The organism is Brevibacillus sp. NPDC003359, assembly GCF_042878995.1.
Taxonomy (GTDB): domain Bacteria; phylum Bacillota; class Bacilli; order Brevibacillales; family Brevibacillaceae; genus Brevibacillus.
In genome coordinates this window covers 17,565-33,178 of record NZ_JBIAOR010000009.1, presented here as the reverse complement: position 1 = coordinate 33,178, position 15,614 = coordinate 17,565, and the positions used below count along the sequence as shown (strand labels likewise).

At 51.1% G+C, this 15,614-nt stretch carries 17 protein-coding genes; all 17 read left to right on the top strand.

Annotated elements, in window-relative coordinates; all coding sequences use genetic code 11:
• The 17 genes from ACFYU8_RS20025 (at position 1) to ACFYU8_RS19945 (ending at position 15,460) form a co-directional block, all read left to right on the top strand.
• Positions 1-858, top strand: coding sequence for a 3-hydroxyacyl-CoA dehydrogenase family protein (locus tag ACFYU8_RS20025; RefSeq protein WP_390303066.1), 858 nt, complete (start codon positions 1-3; stop codon positions 856-858).
• On the top strand, positions 842-1,597 hold the full coding sequence (locus ACFYU8_RS20020) for a 3-hydroxyacyl-CoA dehydrogenase family protein (RefSeq protein ID WP_390303069.1): 756 nt from the start codon (positions 842-844) through the stop codon (positions 1,595-1,597). Before ACFYU8_RS20025 ends, ACFYU8_RS20020 begins: the two co-directional genes overlap by 17 nt.
• Positions 1,594-2,793, top strand: a complete 1,200-nt coding sequence (locus ACFYU8_RS20015) for a thiolase family protein (protein WP_390303072.1) — start codon at positions 1,594-1,596, stop codon at positions 2,791-2,793. The genes ACFYU8_RS20020 and ACFYU8_RS20015 overlap by 4 nt, the downstream gene beginning before the upstream one ends.
• Before the next feature lie 32 nt (positions 2,794-2,825).
• Positions 2,826-4,025 carry a thiolase family protein gene (locus ACFYU8_RS20010; protein WP_390303075.1) on the top strand — a complete coding sequence of 400 codons (1,200 nt, stop codon included), beginning with the start codon at positions 2,826-2,828 and terminating at the stop codon, positions 4,023-4,025.
• A 27-nt stretch (positions 4,026-4,052) separates the two neighbouring features.
• Positions 4,053-4,478 (top strand): thioesterase family protein, encoded by a 426-nt coding sequence (locus ACFYU8_RS20005; protein ID WP_390303078.1) that lies wholly within the window; start codon positions 4,053-4,055, stop codon positions 4,476-4,478.
• A 169-nt stretch (positions 4,479-4,647) separates the two neighbouring features.
• Positions 4,648-5,475, top strand: a complete 828-nt coding sequence (gene paaX / locus ACFYU8_RS20000) for a phenylacetic acid degradation operon negative regulatory protein PaaX (protein ID WP_390303081.1) — start codon at positions 4,648-4,650, stop codon at positions 5,473-5,475.
• Between the two features lie 134 nt (positions 5,476-5,609).
• A complete protein-coding gene (locus ACFYU8_RS19995; protein ID WP_390303084.1) occupies positions 5,610-6,488 on the top strand; it encodes a branched-chain amino acid ABC transporter permease in 879 nt (292 codons plus the stop codon).
• Positions 6,485-7,516: a branched-chain amino acid ABC transporter permease gene (locus ACFYU8_RS19990; protein WP_390303088.1), complete on the top strand. Its 1,032-nt coding sequence runs from the start codon at positions 6,485-6,487 to the stop codon at positions 7,514-7,516. Before ACFYU8_RS19995 ends, ACFYU8_RS19990 begins: the two co-directional genes overlap by 4 nt.
• Positions 7,513-8,274, top strand: a complete 762-nt coding sequence (locus tag ACFYU8_RS19985; RefSeq protein ID WP_390303091.1) for an ABC transporter ATP-binding protein — start codon at positions 7,513-7,515, stop codon at positions 8,272-8,274. Before ACFYU8_RS19990 ends, ACFYU8_RS19985 begins: the two co-directional genes overlap by 4 nt.
• A gap of 22 nt (positions 8,275-8,296) precedes the next feature.
• Positions 8,297-9,040 carry an ABC transporter ATP-binding protein gene (locus ACFYU8_RS19980; protein ID WP_390303094.1) on the top strand — a complete coding sequence of 248 codons (744 nt, stop codon included), beginning with the start codon at positions 8,297-8,299 and terminating at the stop codon, positions 9,038-9,040.
• 51 nt (positions 9,041-9,091) lie between these two features.
• Positions 9,092-10,279 (top strand): ABC transporter substrate-binding protein, encoded by a 1,188-nt coding sequence (locus ACFYU8_RS19975; protein WP_390303097.1) that lies wholly within the window; start codon positions 9,092-9,094, stop codon positions 10,277-10,279.
• An 88-nt stretch (positions 10,280-10,367) separates the two neighbouring features.
• Positions 10,368-11,195, top strand: coding sequence for a methyl-accepting chemotaxis protein (locus ACFYU8_RS19970; RefSeq protein ID WP_390303100.1), 828 nt, complete (start codon positions 10,368-10,370; stop codon positions 11,193-11,195).
• Positions 11,196-11,310: 115 nt separating this feature from the next.
• Entirely contained in the window at positions 11,311-12,279 is a 969-nt protein-coding gene (gene paaA, locus ACFYU8_RS19965) for a 1,2-phenylacetyl-CoA epoxidase subunit PaaA (protein ID WP_390303103.1), read from the top strand.
• 10 nt (positions 12,280-12,289) lie between these two features.
• A complete protein-coding gene (paaB, locus tag ACFYU8_RS19960; protein WP_390303106.1) occupies positions 12,290-12,622 on the top strand; it encodes a 1,2-phenylacetyl-CoA epoxidase subunit PaaB in 333 nt (110 codons plus the stop codon).
• Positions 12,623-12,639: 17 nt separating this feature from the next.
• A complete protein-coding gene (gene paaC / locus ACFYU8_RS19955; RefSeq protein ID WP_390303109.1) occupies positions 12,640-13,473 on the top strand; it encodes a 1,2-phenylacetyl-CoA epoxidase subunit PaaC in 834 nt (277 codons plus the stop codon).
• A 16-nt stretch (positions 13,474-13,489) separates the two neighbouring features.
• Positions 13,490-13,993 carry a 1,2-phenylacetyl-CoA epoxidase subunit PaaD gene (gene paaD / locus ACFYU8_RS19950; protein ID WP_390303112.1) on the top strand — a complete coding sequence of 168 codons (504 nt, stop codon included), beginning with the start codon at positions 13,490-13,492 and terminating at the stop codon, positions 13,991-13,993.
• A 24-nt stretch (positions 13,994-14,017) separates the two neighbouring features.
• On the top strand, positions 14,018-15,460 hold the full coding sequence (locus ACFYU8_RS19945) for an NAD-dependent succinate-semialdehyde dehydrogenase (protein WP_390303115.1): 1,443 nt from the start codon (positions 14,018-14,020) through the stop codon (positions 15,458-15,460).
• Positions 15,461-15,614: the final 154 nt, after the last annotated feature.

Below are 15,614 nucleotides of genomic sequence, written 5' to 3'. Positions count from 1 at the left end.
GTGAGTATGAAAACAGTAGGCGTCATCGGGGCGGGAACGATGGGAGCGGGGATCGCTCTCGTCTGCGCTCGCAAAGGACATCAGGTCGTGCTGCTGGATGCGAATCAGGCAGTGTTGGACAAAGCGCTTGTCTATTTGCAATCGTTCCTGACAAAAGACGTGGAGAAAAACAAAATCAGTGAACAAGAAATGACAGAGACGCTAGAGCTGGTCCATCTCGTTTCGGAAATGGAGCAGTTGGCAGACTGCGATATCGTCATCGAAGCAGTGCCAGAGCGCCTGGATTTGAAAAAAAGCATTTTCAGCCAGCTTTGCGGGATTTGCAGAGAGGATGCCCTTTTATTAACGAATACTTCCTCCATCTCGATTACGGAGATTGCAGGGGGGCTATCGCATCCCGAGCGCATTCTCGGGCTTCATTTTTTCAATCCGGCACCCGTCATGCCCTTGGTTGAGGTCATACGCGGGAAAAAATCGAGCGAGGAAAATGTGGAGGTGGCGTATCGATTTGCGCAAGAGTTGGGCAAGGTGCCTGTCCTGGTAACGGATACCCCTGGCTTTATCGTCAATCGAATCGCACGGCCTTACTATAACGAAGCATTGCGCATCCTGGGCGATCATGTGGCAGGTGTGGAGCAGATTGACCGCATCATGAAGCTGGCTGGCGGATTCAAAATGGGACCGTTCGAGCTGCAAGACATGATTGGCATCGACATCAATTTTGCCACCACCAAATCGGTCTATACCGACTTCTTCCATGAAGGACGATTTAAGCCTAGCCGGATTCAGCAACAAATGGTTCAGTCCGGCAGCTTGGGCAGAAAGACGGGGGAAGGCTTCTATGACTATAACAAATAAGGCTGTATTGCTCGTGGGCACCAGCCCGCTGTTCGCAGAGTTGAATCATTTGATGGTGGAAAGAGGCTATCAGGTGCTTACGCTTGCAGAGGCGATGGCAGAACCGGAGCAGGTTGAGTTGGCTGTGGAAGTGAACAGCGTCGATATGCAGGCGAAAAAAAGGCAGGTACGCGAGCTGGATGACCTGTTGCCACCAACCGTCCCGATTATCACGACTTCGCTGGCGATTACAGCGACAGAGGTAGCGTCTTGGACACAGCATCCTGAACGCGTTTGCGGGTTTGGAACGCTCGTGCCTTTGGTTGATCGTGAGCTGATCGAGATTGCCCCTGCCCTGCAAACGGAGCTGGATACGATTCAGGCAACCGAAGGCTTTTTTCAATCGCTCGGGAAAGAGACGGAAACTGTAAACGACGAGGTAGGTCTCGTGTTCCCGCGTATTTTAACGCTCATTATCAACGAGGCCGCCTTTACCTTGATGGAAAAAGCAGCAACAGCGGCGGATATCGATATCGCGATGAAAAAAGGCACCAGCTACCCATTCGGACCTCTTGAATGGGCAGATCGCATCGGCTTGGATGAGATTTTTGCGATATCGAGAGGCTTGCAACGTGATCTGGCCGAGGAGCGTTATCGCACAGCGCCACTCTTGCGAAAGCTGGTGCTGGCAGGGCGTGTCGGCATACGCAGCGGGCAAGGCTTTTACTCGTACGAGGACAAAGTGGGTGTAGAGGAATGAGCTTGACTAACAAGGATGTGTACGTAGCAGCAGCAGTACGAACACCAATAGGTAAGCTGGGCGGAAGTCTAAAGAACACCCCCATCGACGACCTGACAGCCATTGTCTTGAATGGAGCGCTTGCGAAGGCAGGACAATCCGGTGAGATTGTTGATGGGGTCATCATGGGAAACGTCATATCGGCCGGGCCGTTTATTAACATAGCACGCGTCGGTCTGCTGAAAGCAGGGCTTCCTGACACCATACCTGGACTGACTGTGAATCGGGTGTGTGCATCCGGGCTAGAGGCAGTCAATTTGGCTGCGCAGTCCATCCAGGCAGGACATAGTCAGGTCATGCTGGCAGGCGGTGTAGAGAATTTGACTCGTTCACCGTACATCATGGAAAAATTCGAGCAGCCGTATCAACGTGGGGGACAGATGCTGATCGAGTCCTTTGGCGGACCTCGTTCTGCGCCTGTCTCGCTATATGGCGATCTGACCATGGGAGATACAGCGGAAAACGTGGCGGAGCAATTCGGCATCAGTCGCGAGGATCAAGATCGTTTTGCAGCAGAGAGCCAAGCTCGGGCCATTAACGCTATAGATGCAGGTCTGTTCCGCGACGAGATCATTCCGATCACGTTGAAAGGGAAAAAAGGGGAAGAAACACTGTTTGATACGGATGAATTCCCAAGAAGAGATTCCAGTGTGGAGTCATTGTCCAAGTTGCGACCTGCCTTCCAAAAAGATGGTAGTGTCACAGCAGGCAACTCCTCTGGTATAAACGATGGCGCAGCGGCCTTGCTCTTGATGAATGAAGAAATGCTGCAAAAGACAGGCGTCGCTCCTTTAGGACGCATTGTTCATTTCGTCAGTGCTGGTGTTGATCCACGCATTATGGGCATTGGTCCGGTCGCTGCGATCCGCAAGCTGCTTGCAGAAACGAACATGACCGTAGAGCAGATCGATCTGTTTGAGTTAAATGAAGCTTTTGCTTCCCAGTCACTCGCCTGCATGCGCGAACTGGGACTAGACCCTCTGAAAACCAATGTAAACGGTGGGGCAATCGCGATGGGTCATCCACTCGGAATGAGCGGTGCCCGTCTGGCAGGAACGATTCTATTCGAGCTGAGACGTCGCCAAAAGAAATACGGAATCGTTTCGTTGTGCATAGGCGGCGGTCAGGGATTGGCCACGTTAGTAGAAGCGTTATAGAAAAAGCCCTAGTGCAAGGGAGGAGTGGAAGAATGAGTACACCTGTCATCATAGATGCTGTGCGCACACCAATCGGCCGTATTGGTGGTGCGTTGAAGGATGTGCGCCCGGATGACCTGGGTGCATTGGTGATTCAAAAGCTGCTGGAACGCAACTCCATCGATCCGAAGACGATTGATGATGTCATCATGGGTTGTGCCAATCAGGCTGGGGAAGACAACCGCAATGTCGCGCGTATGTCACTTCTGTTGGCGGGACTGCCTGTCGAGGTGCCGGGAGTGACAGTGAACCGCCTGTGCGGCTCAGGTCTGGAGGCTGTGAACCAAAGTGCGAATGCAATCAAAGCCGGAGCAGGTCACGTGTATATCGCGGGCGGGACAGAGAGCATGACGCGCTCTCCGCTGGTGATGATGAAGCCTGGCACGGCTTTTCAGCGCGGCAATCAGCAGTTGGTCGATACGACGTTGGGCTGGCGATTGGTTAACGAAAAAATGAACGAGATGTATCCACCGATCAGCTTGGGGGAAACGGCGGAGAAGGTAGCAGAGCAATACGGAATCAGTCGCGAAGCGCAGGATGAGTTTGCTATGCGCAGTCAGCAAAATTACGCACGCGCTTTGACAGAAGGAAAGTGGAATGCAGAGATCGTTCCCGTAGAGCTGAAAGGGCGCAAAGGCGAGAGTACGTTGTTTGAACACGATGAGCATGCACGTCCTGAGACGACCCTCGAACAGCTGCAAAAGCTGAAACCAGCATTCCAAGTGGATGGCAGCGTAACAGCAGGCAATTCTAGCGGTCTAAACGATGGAGCATGCGCGTTGCTCATCATGGAACAGGAAGCGGCTCTTGCGGCCGGCTTGAAGCCTCGTGCAAGGATCGTCGCTTCCGCAGTGGCAGGGGTAGATCCTTCCGTGATGGGAATTGGCCCTGTACCTGCTACGCGCAAAGTACTGAAGCAGGCAGGCTTGTCACTTACGCAGATTGATCTGTTCGAATTCAATGAGGCTTTTGCGGCGCAGGCAGTAGCGAGTGTACGCGAGCTGGGGGTCAACCCTGATCTGGTCAACGTAAATGGTGGCGCGATTGCTTTGGGACATCCGCTCGGATGTAGCGGTGCGCGCATCCTTACTACTCTCCTGTATGAAATGGAGCGTCGTGATGCCCGTTACGGGTTGGCAGCGATGTGCATTGGAGTTGGACAAGGAATTGCGACGATTATCGAACGTGTGTAGCTTGGGCAGATAGGGAGGCAGATACTCTTGATAGATAGACTGCAGCCGGGTACGACGGAAGAATTTACTGTGACAGTGACAAAGGACATGCTGCCTGTTTTTGAGGGGCAAGTCGTGCATCCCGTGATGTCGACAGTCAGTATGATTTATTACATGGAATGGGCGGGAAGACGCGTCATTTTACCGTACCTGGAAGCCGATGAAGAGGGCTCGGGATTTGCTGTAGACATCAAACATGTCGGCCCGGCAGTAATTGGTCAGGAGGTCACGTTCCGGGCCATCTGTGTGCAGGTTACCGAAAAACGCGTAGTGTGCGAGGTTACGGCGGACACTACGCGTAATCGTGTAGGGCTCGGCACGTTTGTCCAGGCCATCTTCAAAAAGGACGAGATCAAACGTCGTTTTGAGGACTTGCAATCTGAGATCAATCAGCAAGTAAATGGGCAAAAATAAATCTAACAGAATAAATTGACTCTTTTAAAATGTTTTACTATAATTACGTTTAAATTACGTTATACGATTTTATCGTCATATACTCTCGATCGATTCACGCACTTCCTAAAGAATATGGTACAATTTCACACAGCATATAGGTATGAATCGATTTGGGGGTAGAAGAAACGTGAAGCCACAATCCATGCTTTTTACAATTTACGGTGAATACGTCCGCCATTATGGAAGCGAAATCTGGATTGGTAGTCTGACCAAGCTGATGGGGGAATTCGGACTGTCGGAGCCGGCTGTTCGTGCAGCGATCTCCCGGATGCTTCGCCAAGGCTGGCTGGAATCGCGAAAAGTAGGGAACCGCAGCTTCTACTCGGTATCCGAGCGCGGCAAAAAGCGGCTGGAAGAGGCAGCGGCGCGTATTTATAAGGTCGAGACAGATGTGTGGGATGGCAAGTGGTGCATTGCCAGCTACAATATCCCAGAGGAGCGTCGAGCGCTGAGGGATCAACTGCGCAAGGAGCTGGGCTGGATGGGCTTCGGGATGCTGACGACCAGCACATGGATCAGCCCGAATAACCTCAGTGATCGCGTGAAGGACCTGACGGAAGCGCACGAGATTACAGAGTATGTCGAGATTTTCACATCAGAGCACATGGGCTGGAGCAATCCGAAGCAGCTCGTGCAGAAATGCTGGGATATCGATGAAATCAATGAAAAATACAAGGCGTTCATCGATGCCTACCGAGAAGAATACGAGCAGCTTTCTGCAAAACTCAGCAGTGGGGAAGAAGTTCCAGACAGCCATTGCTTTGTGGAAAAGACAAAGCTTGTCCACCAATACCGCAAGTTTTTGTTCATCGATCCTGATTTGCCGCAGGAATTGTTGCCAGAGCTGTGGTTGGGCAAAGAGGCGGATCAGTTGTTCCAAAACTACTACCAGTTATTGAATCCAGGGGCAGTACGATTCTTCGAGACCGTGTATGAAGCTGCGCCATCCGCATAGGCGATAGCTGCGAAGGAAAGGCCCTAGCACGTCTAGGGTCCTTTTTTAACTCATGATTTTCCATTATTTAAAATGTAAGCGTTTTACTTGGGCGTAGTCTGGTGAACGAGAAACAAAGGGGGTACAGCACGAATATGACGGAATTGCTGCAGTACGTTGCAAACGGCCTCGTCAGTGGCGGGATTTACGCGATCGTAGCGATTGGTTTCATCACGATTTACAACGTAAGCAAGGTAATTAATCTGGCACAGGGTGAATTTTTGATGCTGGGTGGAATGGTCACAGTCGCCTTGATTGGCATGAAGCTTCCATATGGATTGGCGGCATTGCTTGCAATCCTCCTGGTCACCTTGATTGGGGTCTTGATGCAGAAATATGTAATCGCTTACGTCAAAAAAGCTAATCCAATTAGTTTGATTATTTTGACGATAGGGATTTCCACATTGATTCGCGGCATTGCCAGCTTTATTTGGGGAAAAGATGCGTTTGCACTTGAACCGATTACGAGCAATGAGCCGATTTCCATCGGCGGCGTCATGATCGCGCAACAAAGTGTCTGGATTTTGGCTGCTGTTCTCATCATTCTTTTTTTACTTTGGTATTTGATGGACAAGACGATTCTCGGCAAAAAAATTAACGCCTGTTCAATCAACCCGATGGCAGCTCGCCTGATGGGGATCAGCCCGACAAAGATGAGTATGCTGGCCTTTGCCATCAGTGGAGCAACGGGAGCGATTGCAGGAATCGTGATCGCTCCGCTTTCCGTAACGTCCTACGATATCGGCGTGCTGCTCGGAATCAAAGGTTTTTCCGCGGCCATTCTTGGCGGACTGGGAAATCCATTGGGGGCAGCCGTAGCCGCCTTTTTACTCGGGATCGTGGAATCGCTGGGAGCTGGTTACATCAGTTCCGGTATGAAGGACGCGATCGCCTTTCTGGTGTTGATCGGTATGCTATTAATTAAGCCATCCGGCATCTTTGGAGAACGCAGCGTTGGAAAAGGAGGGCTATGATGAAGCAGATTATCGATAAGTGGGGAAAAAGCATTGGGATCTACCTGTTTTTGATGATTCTTTTCCCATTCGTTATGCCAGATGAATACTATCGTTCTGTCGGAATTATTATCGGTCTTCAAGCAATCGTAACGATCGGGCTATGCCTTGTGATGGGGCTGGCGGGACAAATTTCGCTGGGACAAGCAGCGTTTTGGGGGATCGGTGCCTACACGTCGGCAGTATTGACGACGAAGTACGGTCTGTCGCCATTTATCGGCCTCATCGCAGCTGCGATTGTTCCAGGGTTATTCGCCTTTATCCTCGGGCGGGCGATAGCGGGGCTGCAAGGCTACTACCTCGCGATGGCGACACTTGCATTTGGCTACATCGTCCAGATCGGGATTACGGAATGGGAGCCGGTTACGGGTGGAGCAAACGGGATGATCAGCATTCCGCAGATGACGTTCTTCGGTGATAGCGAGCTGTCCATGTACTTTCTGATCTGGGGAGTTGTCACCTGTGTGCTGCTTTTCTCGCTTAATCTGTTGAATTCACGCGTCGGCAGAGCGTTTCGGGCGATTCACAAAAGTGAGATTGCCGCGACCTCGATGGGAATTGATGTCCGCAAGTTTAAGCTGAATGCCTTTGTGGTAAGCGGCATGTTCGCGGGTATTTCCGGTGGCTTGTACGCACATTACATGGGAATTCTCGACCCGCAGCCGTTCGGACTGCACGAGTCGATCAAGTTTCTGACGATGGTCGTCATCGGAGGGATGACAAGCATCTGGGGCGCTTTGATCGGGACGATCCTGATCGGTTTTATCAGTGAAGGGCTGAATCTCTTGAGTGAAGTAGTGCCGGGCTTGCAGGGGGATGTGGACACGATTGTATTCGGTGCGATTCTCGTGCTGATCATCATGTTCATGCCGGAAGGATTGGTTCCGCGCATCCGGGCTGCTTTTGAAAAAGGGCAGGCGAAAAAGGCGAAGGCCATGGCTGATGAAGCACAGCGAAAGCAGCAGGTGGAAAGGAAGGCTGCCACATGACAACACTTTTGGATGTGCAAAAGCTCTCTCGCGATTTTGGCGGCGTACGGGCAGTAAATCAAGTAGATTTTCAGGTGCGGGAAGGAGAGATTCTCGCGCTGATCGGTCCGAACGGCGCTGGAAAAAGCACCGTGCTCAACATGGTGTCGGGTGTGATTCCGCCTTCGGAAGGAGAGATTCGCTTCAGCAGCCAGCCGTTGACACTTGTGCAAGGCTACGAATATGCCGGATTAGGCATCACACGAACCTTTCAAAACCTCCAAACGTTTGACGATATGACTGTCTTGGAAAACGTCATGGTAGGCATGCATACCAAAACAAGCGCGAGTCTCTTTTCCTGTGGCATGAATCTAGCAAAGTCCCGTAAGGAAGAGAAGCTGATGCAGGAGCAGGCGCAGACGTGGATAGCGAATGTAGGACTGGCAGAGGTAGCATCCTCGCTAGCTGGTAGTCTGTCATACGGGAAGCTGCGGCTGATGGAAATTGCCCGCGCGATGGTAGCCAAGCCGCGGCTGCTTTTGTTGGATGAGCCTGCTGCGGGTCTGAACCATACCGAGACGGCGGAGATGAGCCGCATGTTTTGCGAGATTCGCGACAACGGAACGGCTATTTTACTGGTGGAGCATGACATGGACATGATCATGACGATTGCGGACCGCATCGTTGTATTGGATCAAGGATCAAAAATCGCAGAAGGAACCCCGCGTGAGATTCAGGAGAACCCGCGAGTGATTGCGGCGTATCTGGGTGCAGAATGAAGCGCGAAAGAGGTGGACAAACATGGGGAAGGCAGTCCTTACAGTAGACAACATCACGGCTCGCTACGGTCCGGTGGAGGTGCTGCACGGCATTACTCTGCAAGTGAACGAAGGCGAAATCGTCTCCCTGTTAGGTGCAAATGGAGCAGGAAAAACGACGCTTTTGAACTGTATCTGTGGTTTGCACGGCGACAAGGAAGGCAAGATTTGGTTTCGTGATACGGATATTACGCGTGTTCCTGCGGAGCTGGTGGTACCTCGAGGCATGGCACATGTACCGGAGCGTAGACAGATTTTTTCCACGTTGACAGTCGAGGACAATCTGTGGCTGGGTGCATCGCATCGGATGCCCAAGACGAGCAAAAAGGAAATTGCCAAAGAAATGGAGACGGTGTACGAACGCTTTCCGATTTTGGCAGAGCGGAAATGGCAGCTCGGAGGAACGCTTTCCGGAGGACAGCAGCAGATGCTCGCTATCGGCAGGGCGCTCTTGTCTCGACCGCAGCTTCTCTTGTTGGACGAGCCTTCACTAGGATTGGCTCCACTGATTGCCAAAGAAATCCTGACGATTGTGCAGGAGATTCGCTCGGAGTGGGGCACCACGGTTCTATTGGTCGAGCAAAATGCTCGCGCAGCGCTCGCGATTTCCGACCGGGCATACGTACTCAGTACGGGAACTGTCATGCTGGAAGGGAAGGCAGACGAGATTAGCAATGACCCGCGTGTGCAATCTGCTTATTTGGGAAGCTCCCACGAAGCAGTGTAGCCAACATAGCAGTTTGATCAAGACCAACCACATACATGAGGGGGTACACCCATGAAAAAACAAACATTCAAAAAATGGCTATTTCCAGCAGCAGTCGCTTCACTCGTGTTTTTGAGCGCCTGTGGAGGCGGCGCTACGCCAGCAGCAGAGTCAGGCACTGGTGGCGCCAGCAAGGAACCGATCAAGGTCGGCGCTATTTTCTCGCTGACGGGTCCGAACAGCCCGCTCGGCGTACCGGAGAAGCAAGCGGTAGAGCTGTTGGTAAAAGAAATCAACGGTGCAGGCGGAGTGGATGGCCGACCGGTAGAAGTCATTTTTGAAGACGACAAGTCTGACAATACAGAAGCGGTAAAAGCGATCAAAAAGCTCGCTTCGAAAGAAAAGGTCGTAGCTGTACTCGGCTCCTCGGGTAGTGGTCCATCTCTCGGGATGGCTGAGTATGCCGCAGCAGAAAAGCTCCCGCTGATCTCGATGGCAGCCGCAGACCAAATCACCAACCCGGTTCGTGCGGGCATTTACAAAACACCGCACACAGATGTACACGGAACGAAGCGCATCTTCAAATATTTGAAGGAAAAAGGCATTACGAAAATTGCTACGCTCAATGACAGCAATCCATACGGAAGTGGCTGGACGACGCAATTACAAAAATATGCGCCTGAATACGGCATTACGATTGTAGCTGAAGAAAAATACGGCACAAAAGACCCGTCCATGAGCTCGCAACTGACCAAGATCAAAGGGACTGATGCGCAGGCATTGATTGTGGCAGGTACGAATCCTGGACCTGCAACGATTGTGAAGGAAGCCAAGCAACTGAACCTTACCATTCCGATCATTAGCAGCCATGGCTCTGCGAACAGCAAATTCCTCGAACTGATTGGAGATTCTGGCGAGGGTGTCCTGATGGTAGCTGGAAAACTGCTCATCCCTGAACAAGTAGCTGCAGACGATCCGCAATCTGCCATCATCAAAAAATTCGTGGATGGCTATCAAGCTGCCTTCAATACACAGCCAGACGGTTTCGCGGGATACGGATACGACGGATTGAATTTGCTCGTGGAAGGCTTGAAGCAAGCAGGCGGCGATGCATCCAAACTGGGCGAAGTATTGGACAAGGTGAAATATGTAGGGGTAACCGGAGAATTCAAGTTCACGGCAGATGATCATAACGGTCTGACAGAAGACAGTATGATCATGGTTGAAGTGAAGGATGGCAAATTCCAGCTCGTTCAATAAGGAAAAGCAGTAAGGCTGTTCCCTCCGCGTCGTGAAGAAGAACGCGGGGGGAATCGTTGTTTTCATCACAAAGGTAGGAGGATAAGAGATGTCTCAATTGCTGAATAGCGTCTTAATGGTTGCACCGATTTTACAAAAGGCATTTTTGTCCGAATGTATGGTGGGAGTTACCGACAAGGAGAAGTTTCTCGCCTATTATCCAGCACAAGGCTTGAACCTGGGAATTCGAGTAGGAGACGATTTGCGCCCAGGGAGTATCAATGCGACGGCGGTAAAAGAGGGCAAAAGGGTCGTGAAGAAGATTTCCAAAGAGCTCTACGGCATTCCGTATATTGCAGTCGGTTATCCGCTCGTGGAAAACGGGCAAGTGGTCGGTTGCTTGGCGACAGGTGTGACGACCGATCAAGAGGATCGCTTGCACGGTTTGGCCCAAAACTTGACGGACGCTCTGGAAAATATCGCACAGCATACAGAAAGTCTGGCAAAGGACGCGGATAATTTGGCGCAAGCTAGCCACACGCTTAGTGATGCAGCGGGTCAATTAGGGCTGAAAATTACAGAGACGACCCAGATCAACGAATTGATCCGCAATATCTCGACGCGCTCCAATGTACTCGGCTTGAATGCCGTCCTCGAAGCGGCACGTGCAGGTGCTGCCGGTCGCGGCTTTTCCGTGGTCGCAGAGGAAATCCGTCAGCTTTCCCAGACGACTGCTACTTCAGCGAAGGGCATTTTCCGTCTATTAGATGAAATGTATGCACTCGTGGGGACGGTAACTGGCGAAATGGACAAGACGATGAATCACAGCGTGCAGCAGTCGACGCGAATACAGGAGCTGGATGCAGTCATGCAAGAGCTGCGGCATATGGCTGAGCAATTGAAAAAGGCAGCAGAGATAACTGGGCGCGGAGAATAGGTGACTCCCTATGTAAGCGTATTGCAAAAACGTATGACGTTATGTTATTATTGCGTTATAAAAACGTATTATAATTTTAACATAATGCATATCTGATAAAAGGAGGGCTTTCTCCATGCAAACGAGGATCGAACAGGCCGATCTGACTGAAAACGAAAAGTTGGAAGCGTTTTTAGCGAAAATCGACCGCGGGGAAAAAATAGAGGCAGACGATTGGATGCCAGATGACTATCGCAACCAGTTGATCAAGCTGATTTCGATGCATGGCATCAGTGAGATCATGGGTGCCTTGCCGGAAAAAGAATGGGTTCCAAAGGCGCCGACACTGCGCAGAAAGCTGGCGATTATGGCAAAGGTCCAGGACGAGATGGGGCATGGTCAACTGCTGCTTCGCGTTGCCGAAGACTTACTTGAGCCATTGGGCAAGACGCGCGAGGATATCATGAATGATTTGTTTTCGAAAAGACTGAAATTTCACAATGTATTTCACATGGAAGCGCCTACGTGGGCAGATGCTGGTGTCATTGGCTGGCTAGTTGACGGAGCGGCTATCATTACGCAATCGATGTCCCTCGATACATCTTATGCACCTTACGCACGCGCTCTGCATCGGATCTGTGCCGAAGAAAAGTTCCACGCTCAACACGGGGAGAGCATCGTCTTGGAGCTGGCAGAAGGCACCGATGAACAGCGCCAAATGCTGCAAGATGCCATTCATCGTTGGTGGCCTGCGCTCTTGATGTTTTTCGGACCGCCGGAAAACGGCAACATTACAAGCAATCAGGAAGCCAACATGCGCTATAAGATTCGCACACAGACCAATGAAGAATTGCGCCAAATATTCCTGAAAAAGTATTTGCCGCGCATTTTCCACCTTGGCTTCACAGTTCCAGACGATACGATTTACTTCGACGAGGCAGGAGACAAATGGGTCTACCAACAGCCTGACTGGGAAGAGTTCAAGCAAATCGTCAAGGGTAACGGACCACGCTCCGCTCACCGTCTGAATCTTCGGGTAATGTCTTATGAGGAAACCAAATGGGTGCGCGACGCGATTATGTCGTACGGCCGACAAGTAGGGTAGGTGAATTTGGATGAGCAACGAAAACTTTTTCATATATGAGGTATTCAGTCAAAAAAGTGTAAATGCTCCGTTCGTTCAACAGTTCAGTTTGTTGGCACCCAATAAAGAAGTCGCATTGAGCATGGCGAGGGAGAACTTCCTGCGCCGCGAACCTTGTTTTAATTTGTGGGTAGTCAAGCGCGACGACATTTTTGGACTGCCGCCAGAGGAGCGTCCTTTCTTAGAAAGACTCGACAACAAGAGCTATCGGGAGACCAAAGGATACGGCGACTTGCAGTCGAGATGGCGCCACCATCGCGATCAGTACGAAGAAAAACAGAAGCATGCAGGCAACGGCAGCTAAGCAGGAGGGAGACAATCATGGGCGACCGTTTACATGTAGAAACAGTGAAAGCAGCAAAACAAAATCCGGCATTCGCAAAAGCTTTGACCAGTCTGTTGTTCCAGCTTGCTGATGACGATTTTATATTGGCGTATCGCGGATCGGAATGGCTTGGGCTGGCTCCGCATATTGAAGAAGATGTGGCTTTTTCCTCGATGTCTCAGGACATGATGGGCCATGCCGTAATGTTTTATGAAATGCTTGAGCAACTAGGGGTAGGCAAAGCAGACGATCTCGCACAGCTGCGCGAGGCGAAGGCGTTTTCCAATGCGATCTTGGTAGAGCGTAAAAACGGCGATGGCGAATACAACGATCATCCTCATTACGATTGGGCTTATGCGATTGTTCGCAGTTATGTGTACGGCTTATACAAGCAGGTTCGCTTGGAGGCTCTCACGCAGTCGTCATACGCACCACTCGCACTGGTCAGTCGCAAAATGATGACGGAGCATCGTTATCATCTGATGCACTGGCAAGTTTGGTTGAAGCAGTTGGCGAACAGTACCGCTGATGCGCGTCAGAGGCTGGAGGCAGCGATTGCAAAAGTTTGGAAGGATGCCGGGGAGCTCCCTCATCTGGGACCAAACCAGGTCGATATCGTTCAATTCGGTCTGATTGCAGACGAAGAGCAACTGAAACAGAAATGGCTGACGCTGACCAAAGATATTTTCGATAAAGCTGGCCTTGATTGGCCGGGTGAGCCAGGAATGTCACAAGAGCGCGGCCGTCACGGTGATCATACTGCTGATTTGGTGAAAGCTTTGGCTACCTTGTCTGAAGTGTATCGCATTGATCCGGCTGCGGGCTGGTAAAAGGAGTGATTCTCTCATGGCGCAAGAAGAACTGCAACTGCATGAAGGGCTCGAAGCGACATGCTGGGAACTGCTGCAGCAAGTAACAGATCCCGAAATTCCGGTGATCAGCATGGTGGAGATGGGGATGATTCACAGAGTGCGCGTCGATGGAGACATCGTACACGTCGAGGTGCTCCCTACCTTTGTCGGCTGTCCGGCACTCGAGATCATGAAGAAGAACATCACAGAAAAGCTGGTGGAGGCAGAAGGAATCAATCAGGTTCAGGTAGAGTTCGTCTATGATCCAGCCTGGACATCTGATCGTATCGCTTTGGATGCTCGCGATAAGCTGAAAAGCTTCGGTATCGCGCCACCATCGCTTGACTTCAAACCGGGAGATACATGGGAAGTGGCCTGTCCCTACTGTGATTCCCCGCATACACAAATGGAGAATTTGTTTGGCCCTGCTGCTTGTCGAAGTATTTTGTATTGCCGGCACTGCAAAAATCCGTTTGAGGCCCTAAAACCAATCTATTGAGAGAGATTGAGAGGAGCGAATGTCATGGGAGAGTACAAGCAAATGTTTATTAATGGAGAATGGGTAACTGCCGAGAGTGGCGAGTCCATTCAGATTACGAATCCCGCTACAGGCGAAACAGTTGGAGCAGTAACCTTTGGCGATGGTCGCGATGCCAACAAGGCAATCGACGCTGCTCATCAGGCATTTGCTAGCTGGTCTCGACTGACTGCTCGCGAGCGCGCCAAATATTTGTACAACTTGTCCGAGTTGGTGAAAAACAATCGTGATGAGCTGGCTGGGATCATCTCTGCTGAAATGGGCAAGCCTTTGGGCGAGGCAAAAGGCGAGGTGCTGGGTGCTGCTGATAACTTTGTCTGGTACGCAGAAGAAGCCAAGCGTGTTAACGGAGAAACGATCCCATCCTCTGTTGCGAACAAGCGCATCATGGTGCTGCGTCAGCCTGTAGGGGTGGTAGGGGCGATTACCCCATGGAACTTCCCGGTGAATATGGTTGCACGCAAGATCGCTCCGGCTTTGGCTGCGGGCTGCACGGTGGTTTTAAAGCCAGCAGAAAGCACACCCTTGTCTGCAATTCGCATGTTTGAGCTGATTGAGCAGGCGGGCTTTCCAAAAGGGGTCGTAAACCTCGTCATTGGAAACCCTGAATCGATCGGGAAAGAGTTCATCGACAATCCGAAGCTCTCCAAAATCGGATTTACAGGCTCCACTCGTGTCGGCAAGCTGCTGATGGAAGGCGCAGCGAAGCATGTGAAGCGCGTAAGTATGGAGCTGGGTGGGCATGCACCATTCATCGTATTCCCTGATGCTGACCTGGATGCAGCTGTAAAAGGTCTGTTTGAGAGCAAGTTCCGTAACTCCGGTCAAATGTGCATTTGCACCAACCGTTTGTACGTTCACGAGGATGTCGCAGATGCGTTCACGGAAAAGCTGGTAGAGCGTCTGAAACGTGCGAAGGTAGGGGATGGTCGCCAGAAAGAGACGGAGATCGGTCCACTGGTGAACGAGCGTGCCTTGAACAAAGTGCTCGAGCATATCGAGGACGCCAAGGACAAAGGCGGGCAAGTGGTATACGGCGGAAATCGTTTGGTTGATGGTGATTACGCGAAAGGCTTCTATTGCGAACCGACCTTGATTGCTGGCGTTACAACGGATATGAAAATCTCCTTTGAGGAAACATTCGGTCCTGTCGTTCCACTCGTGCGTTTTACAGAGGAAGCGGATGTCGTACAGATGGCAAACGACACACGTTACGGCTTGGCTGCTTATGTGTACACCCGCGATAATCAGCGTTGCTTCCGTATGGCTGAGCTCCTCGAATACGGAATCGTTGGAATCAATGACGGATCGCCAACCCAGACGCAAGCGCCGTTTGGCGGTTTCAAAGAAAGCGGAATCGGCCGTGAAGGTGGCCGCTACGGAATGGATGAGTATTTGGAGACCAAGTTCGTTTCCTTTGGATTGTAAGATAAGAAGAGAAGAAGAGTTCAGACAAGATCTGGACTCTTCTTTATTTTCATATAGGAAAGGTTTTAAAAGGTACCGATGAACCAATAAAGCTGGTGAGAAGAAAAAGCACAGGGCTCGTAGACCTTGACATCGCCAACCCAGTCGGAACTTC

Excerpts from the sequence above, each read along its gene's own strand:
- ACFYU8_RS20020 (WP_390303069.1), top strand. The coding sequence starts at position 842 with ATGACTATAACAAATAAGGCTGTATTGCTCGTGGGCACCAGCCCGCTG.
- ACFYU8_RS20015 (WP_390303072.1), top strand. The coding sequence starts at position 1,594 with ATGAGCTTGACTAACAAGGATGTGTACGTAGCAGCAGCAGTACGAACA.
- ACFYU8_RS20010 (WP_390303075.1), top strand. The coding sequence starts at position 2,826 with ATGAGTACACCTGTCATCATAGATGCTGTGCGCACACCAATCGGCCGT.
- ACFYU8_RS19995 (WP_390303084.1), top strand. The coding sequence starts at position 5,610 with ATGACGGAATTGCTGCAGTACGTTGCAAACGGCCTCGTCAGTGGCGGG.
- ACFYU8_RS19990 (WP_390303088.1), top strand. The coding sequence starts at position 6,485 with ATGATGAAGCAGATTATCGATAAGTGGGGAAAAAGCATTGGGATCTAC.
- ACFYU8_RS19985 (WP_390303091.1), top strand. The coding sequence starts at position 7,513 with ATGACAACACTTTTGGATGTGCAAAAGCTCTCTCGCGATTTTGGCGGC.
- ACFYU8_RS19980 (WP_390303094.1), top strand. The coding sequence starts at position 8,297 with ATGGGGAAGGCAGTCCTTACAGTAGACAACATCACGGCTCGCTACGGT.
- ACFYU8_RS19975 (WP_390303097.1), top strand. The coding sequence starts at position 9,092 with ATGAAAAAACAAACATTCAAAAAATGGCTATTTCCAGCAGCAGTCGCT.
- ACFYU8_RS19970 (WP_390303100.1), top strand. The coding sequence starts at position 10,368 with ATGTCTCAATTGCTGAATAGCGTCTTAATGGTTGCACCGATTTTACAA.
- paaA (WP_390303103.1), top strand. The coding sequence starts at position 11,311 with ATGCAAACGAGGATCGAACAGGCCGATCTGACTGAAAACGAAAAGTTG.
- paaB (WP_390303106.1), top strand. The coding sequence starts at position 12,290 with ATGAGCAACGAAAACTTTTTCATATATGAGGTATTCAGTCAAAAAAGT.
- paaC (WP_390303109.1), top strand. The coding sequence starts at position 12,640 with ATGGGCGACCGTTTACATGTAGAAACAGTGAAAGCAGCAAAACAAAAT.
- paaD (WP_390303112.1), top strand. The coding sequence starts at position 13,490 with ATGGCGCAAGAAGAACTGCAACTGCATGAAGGGCTCGAAGCGACATGC.
- ACFYU8_RS19945 (WP_390303115.1), top strand. The coding sequence starts at position 14,018 with ATGGGAGAGTACAAGCAAATGTTTATTAATGGAGAATGGGTAACTGCC.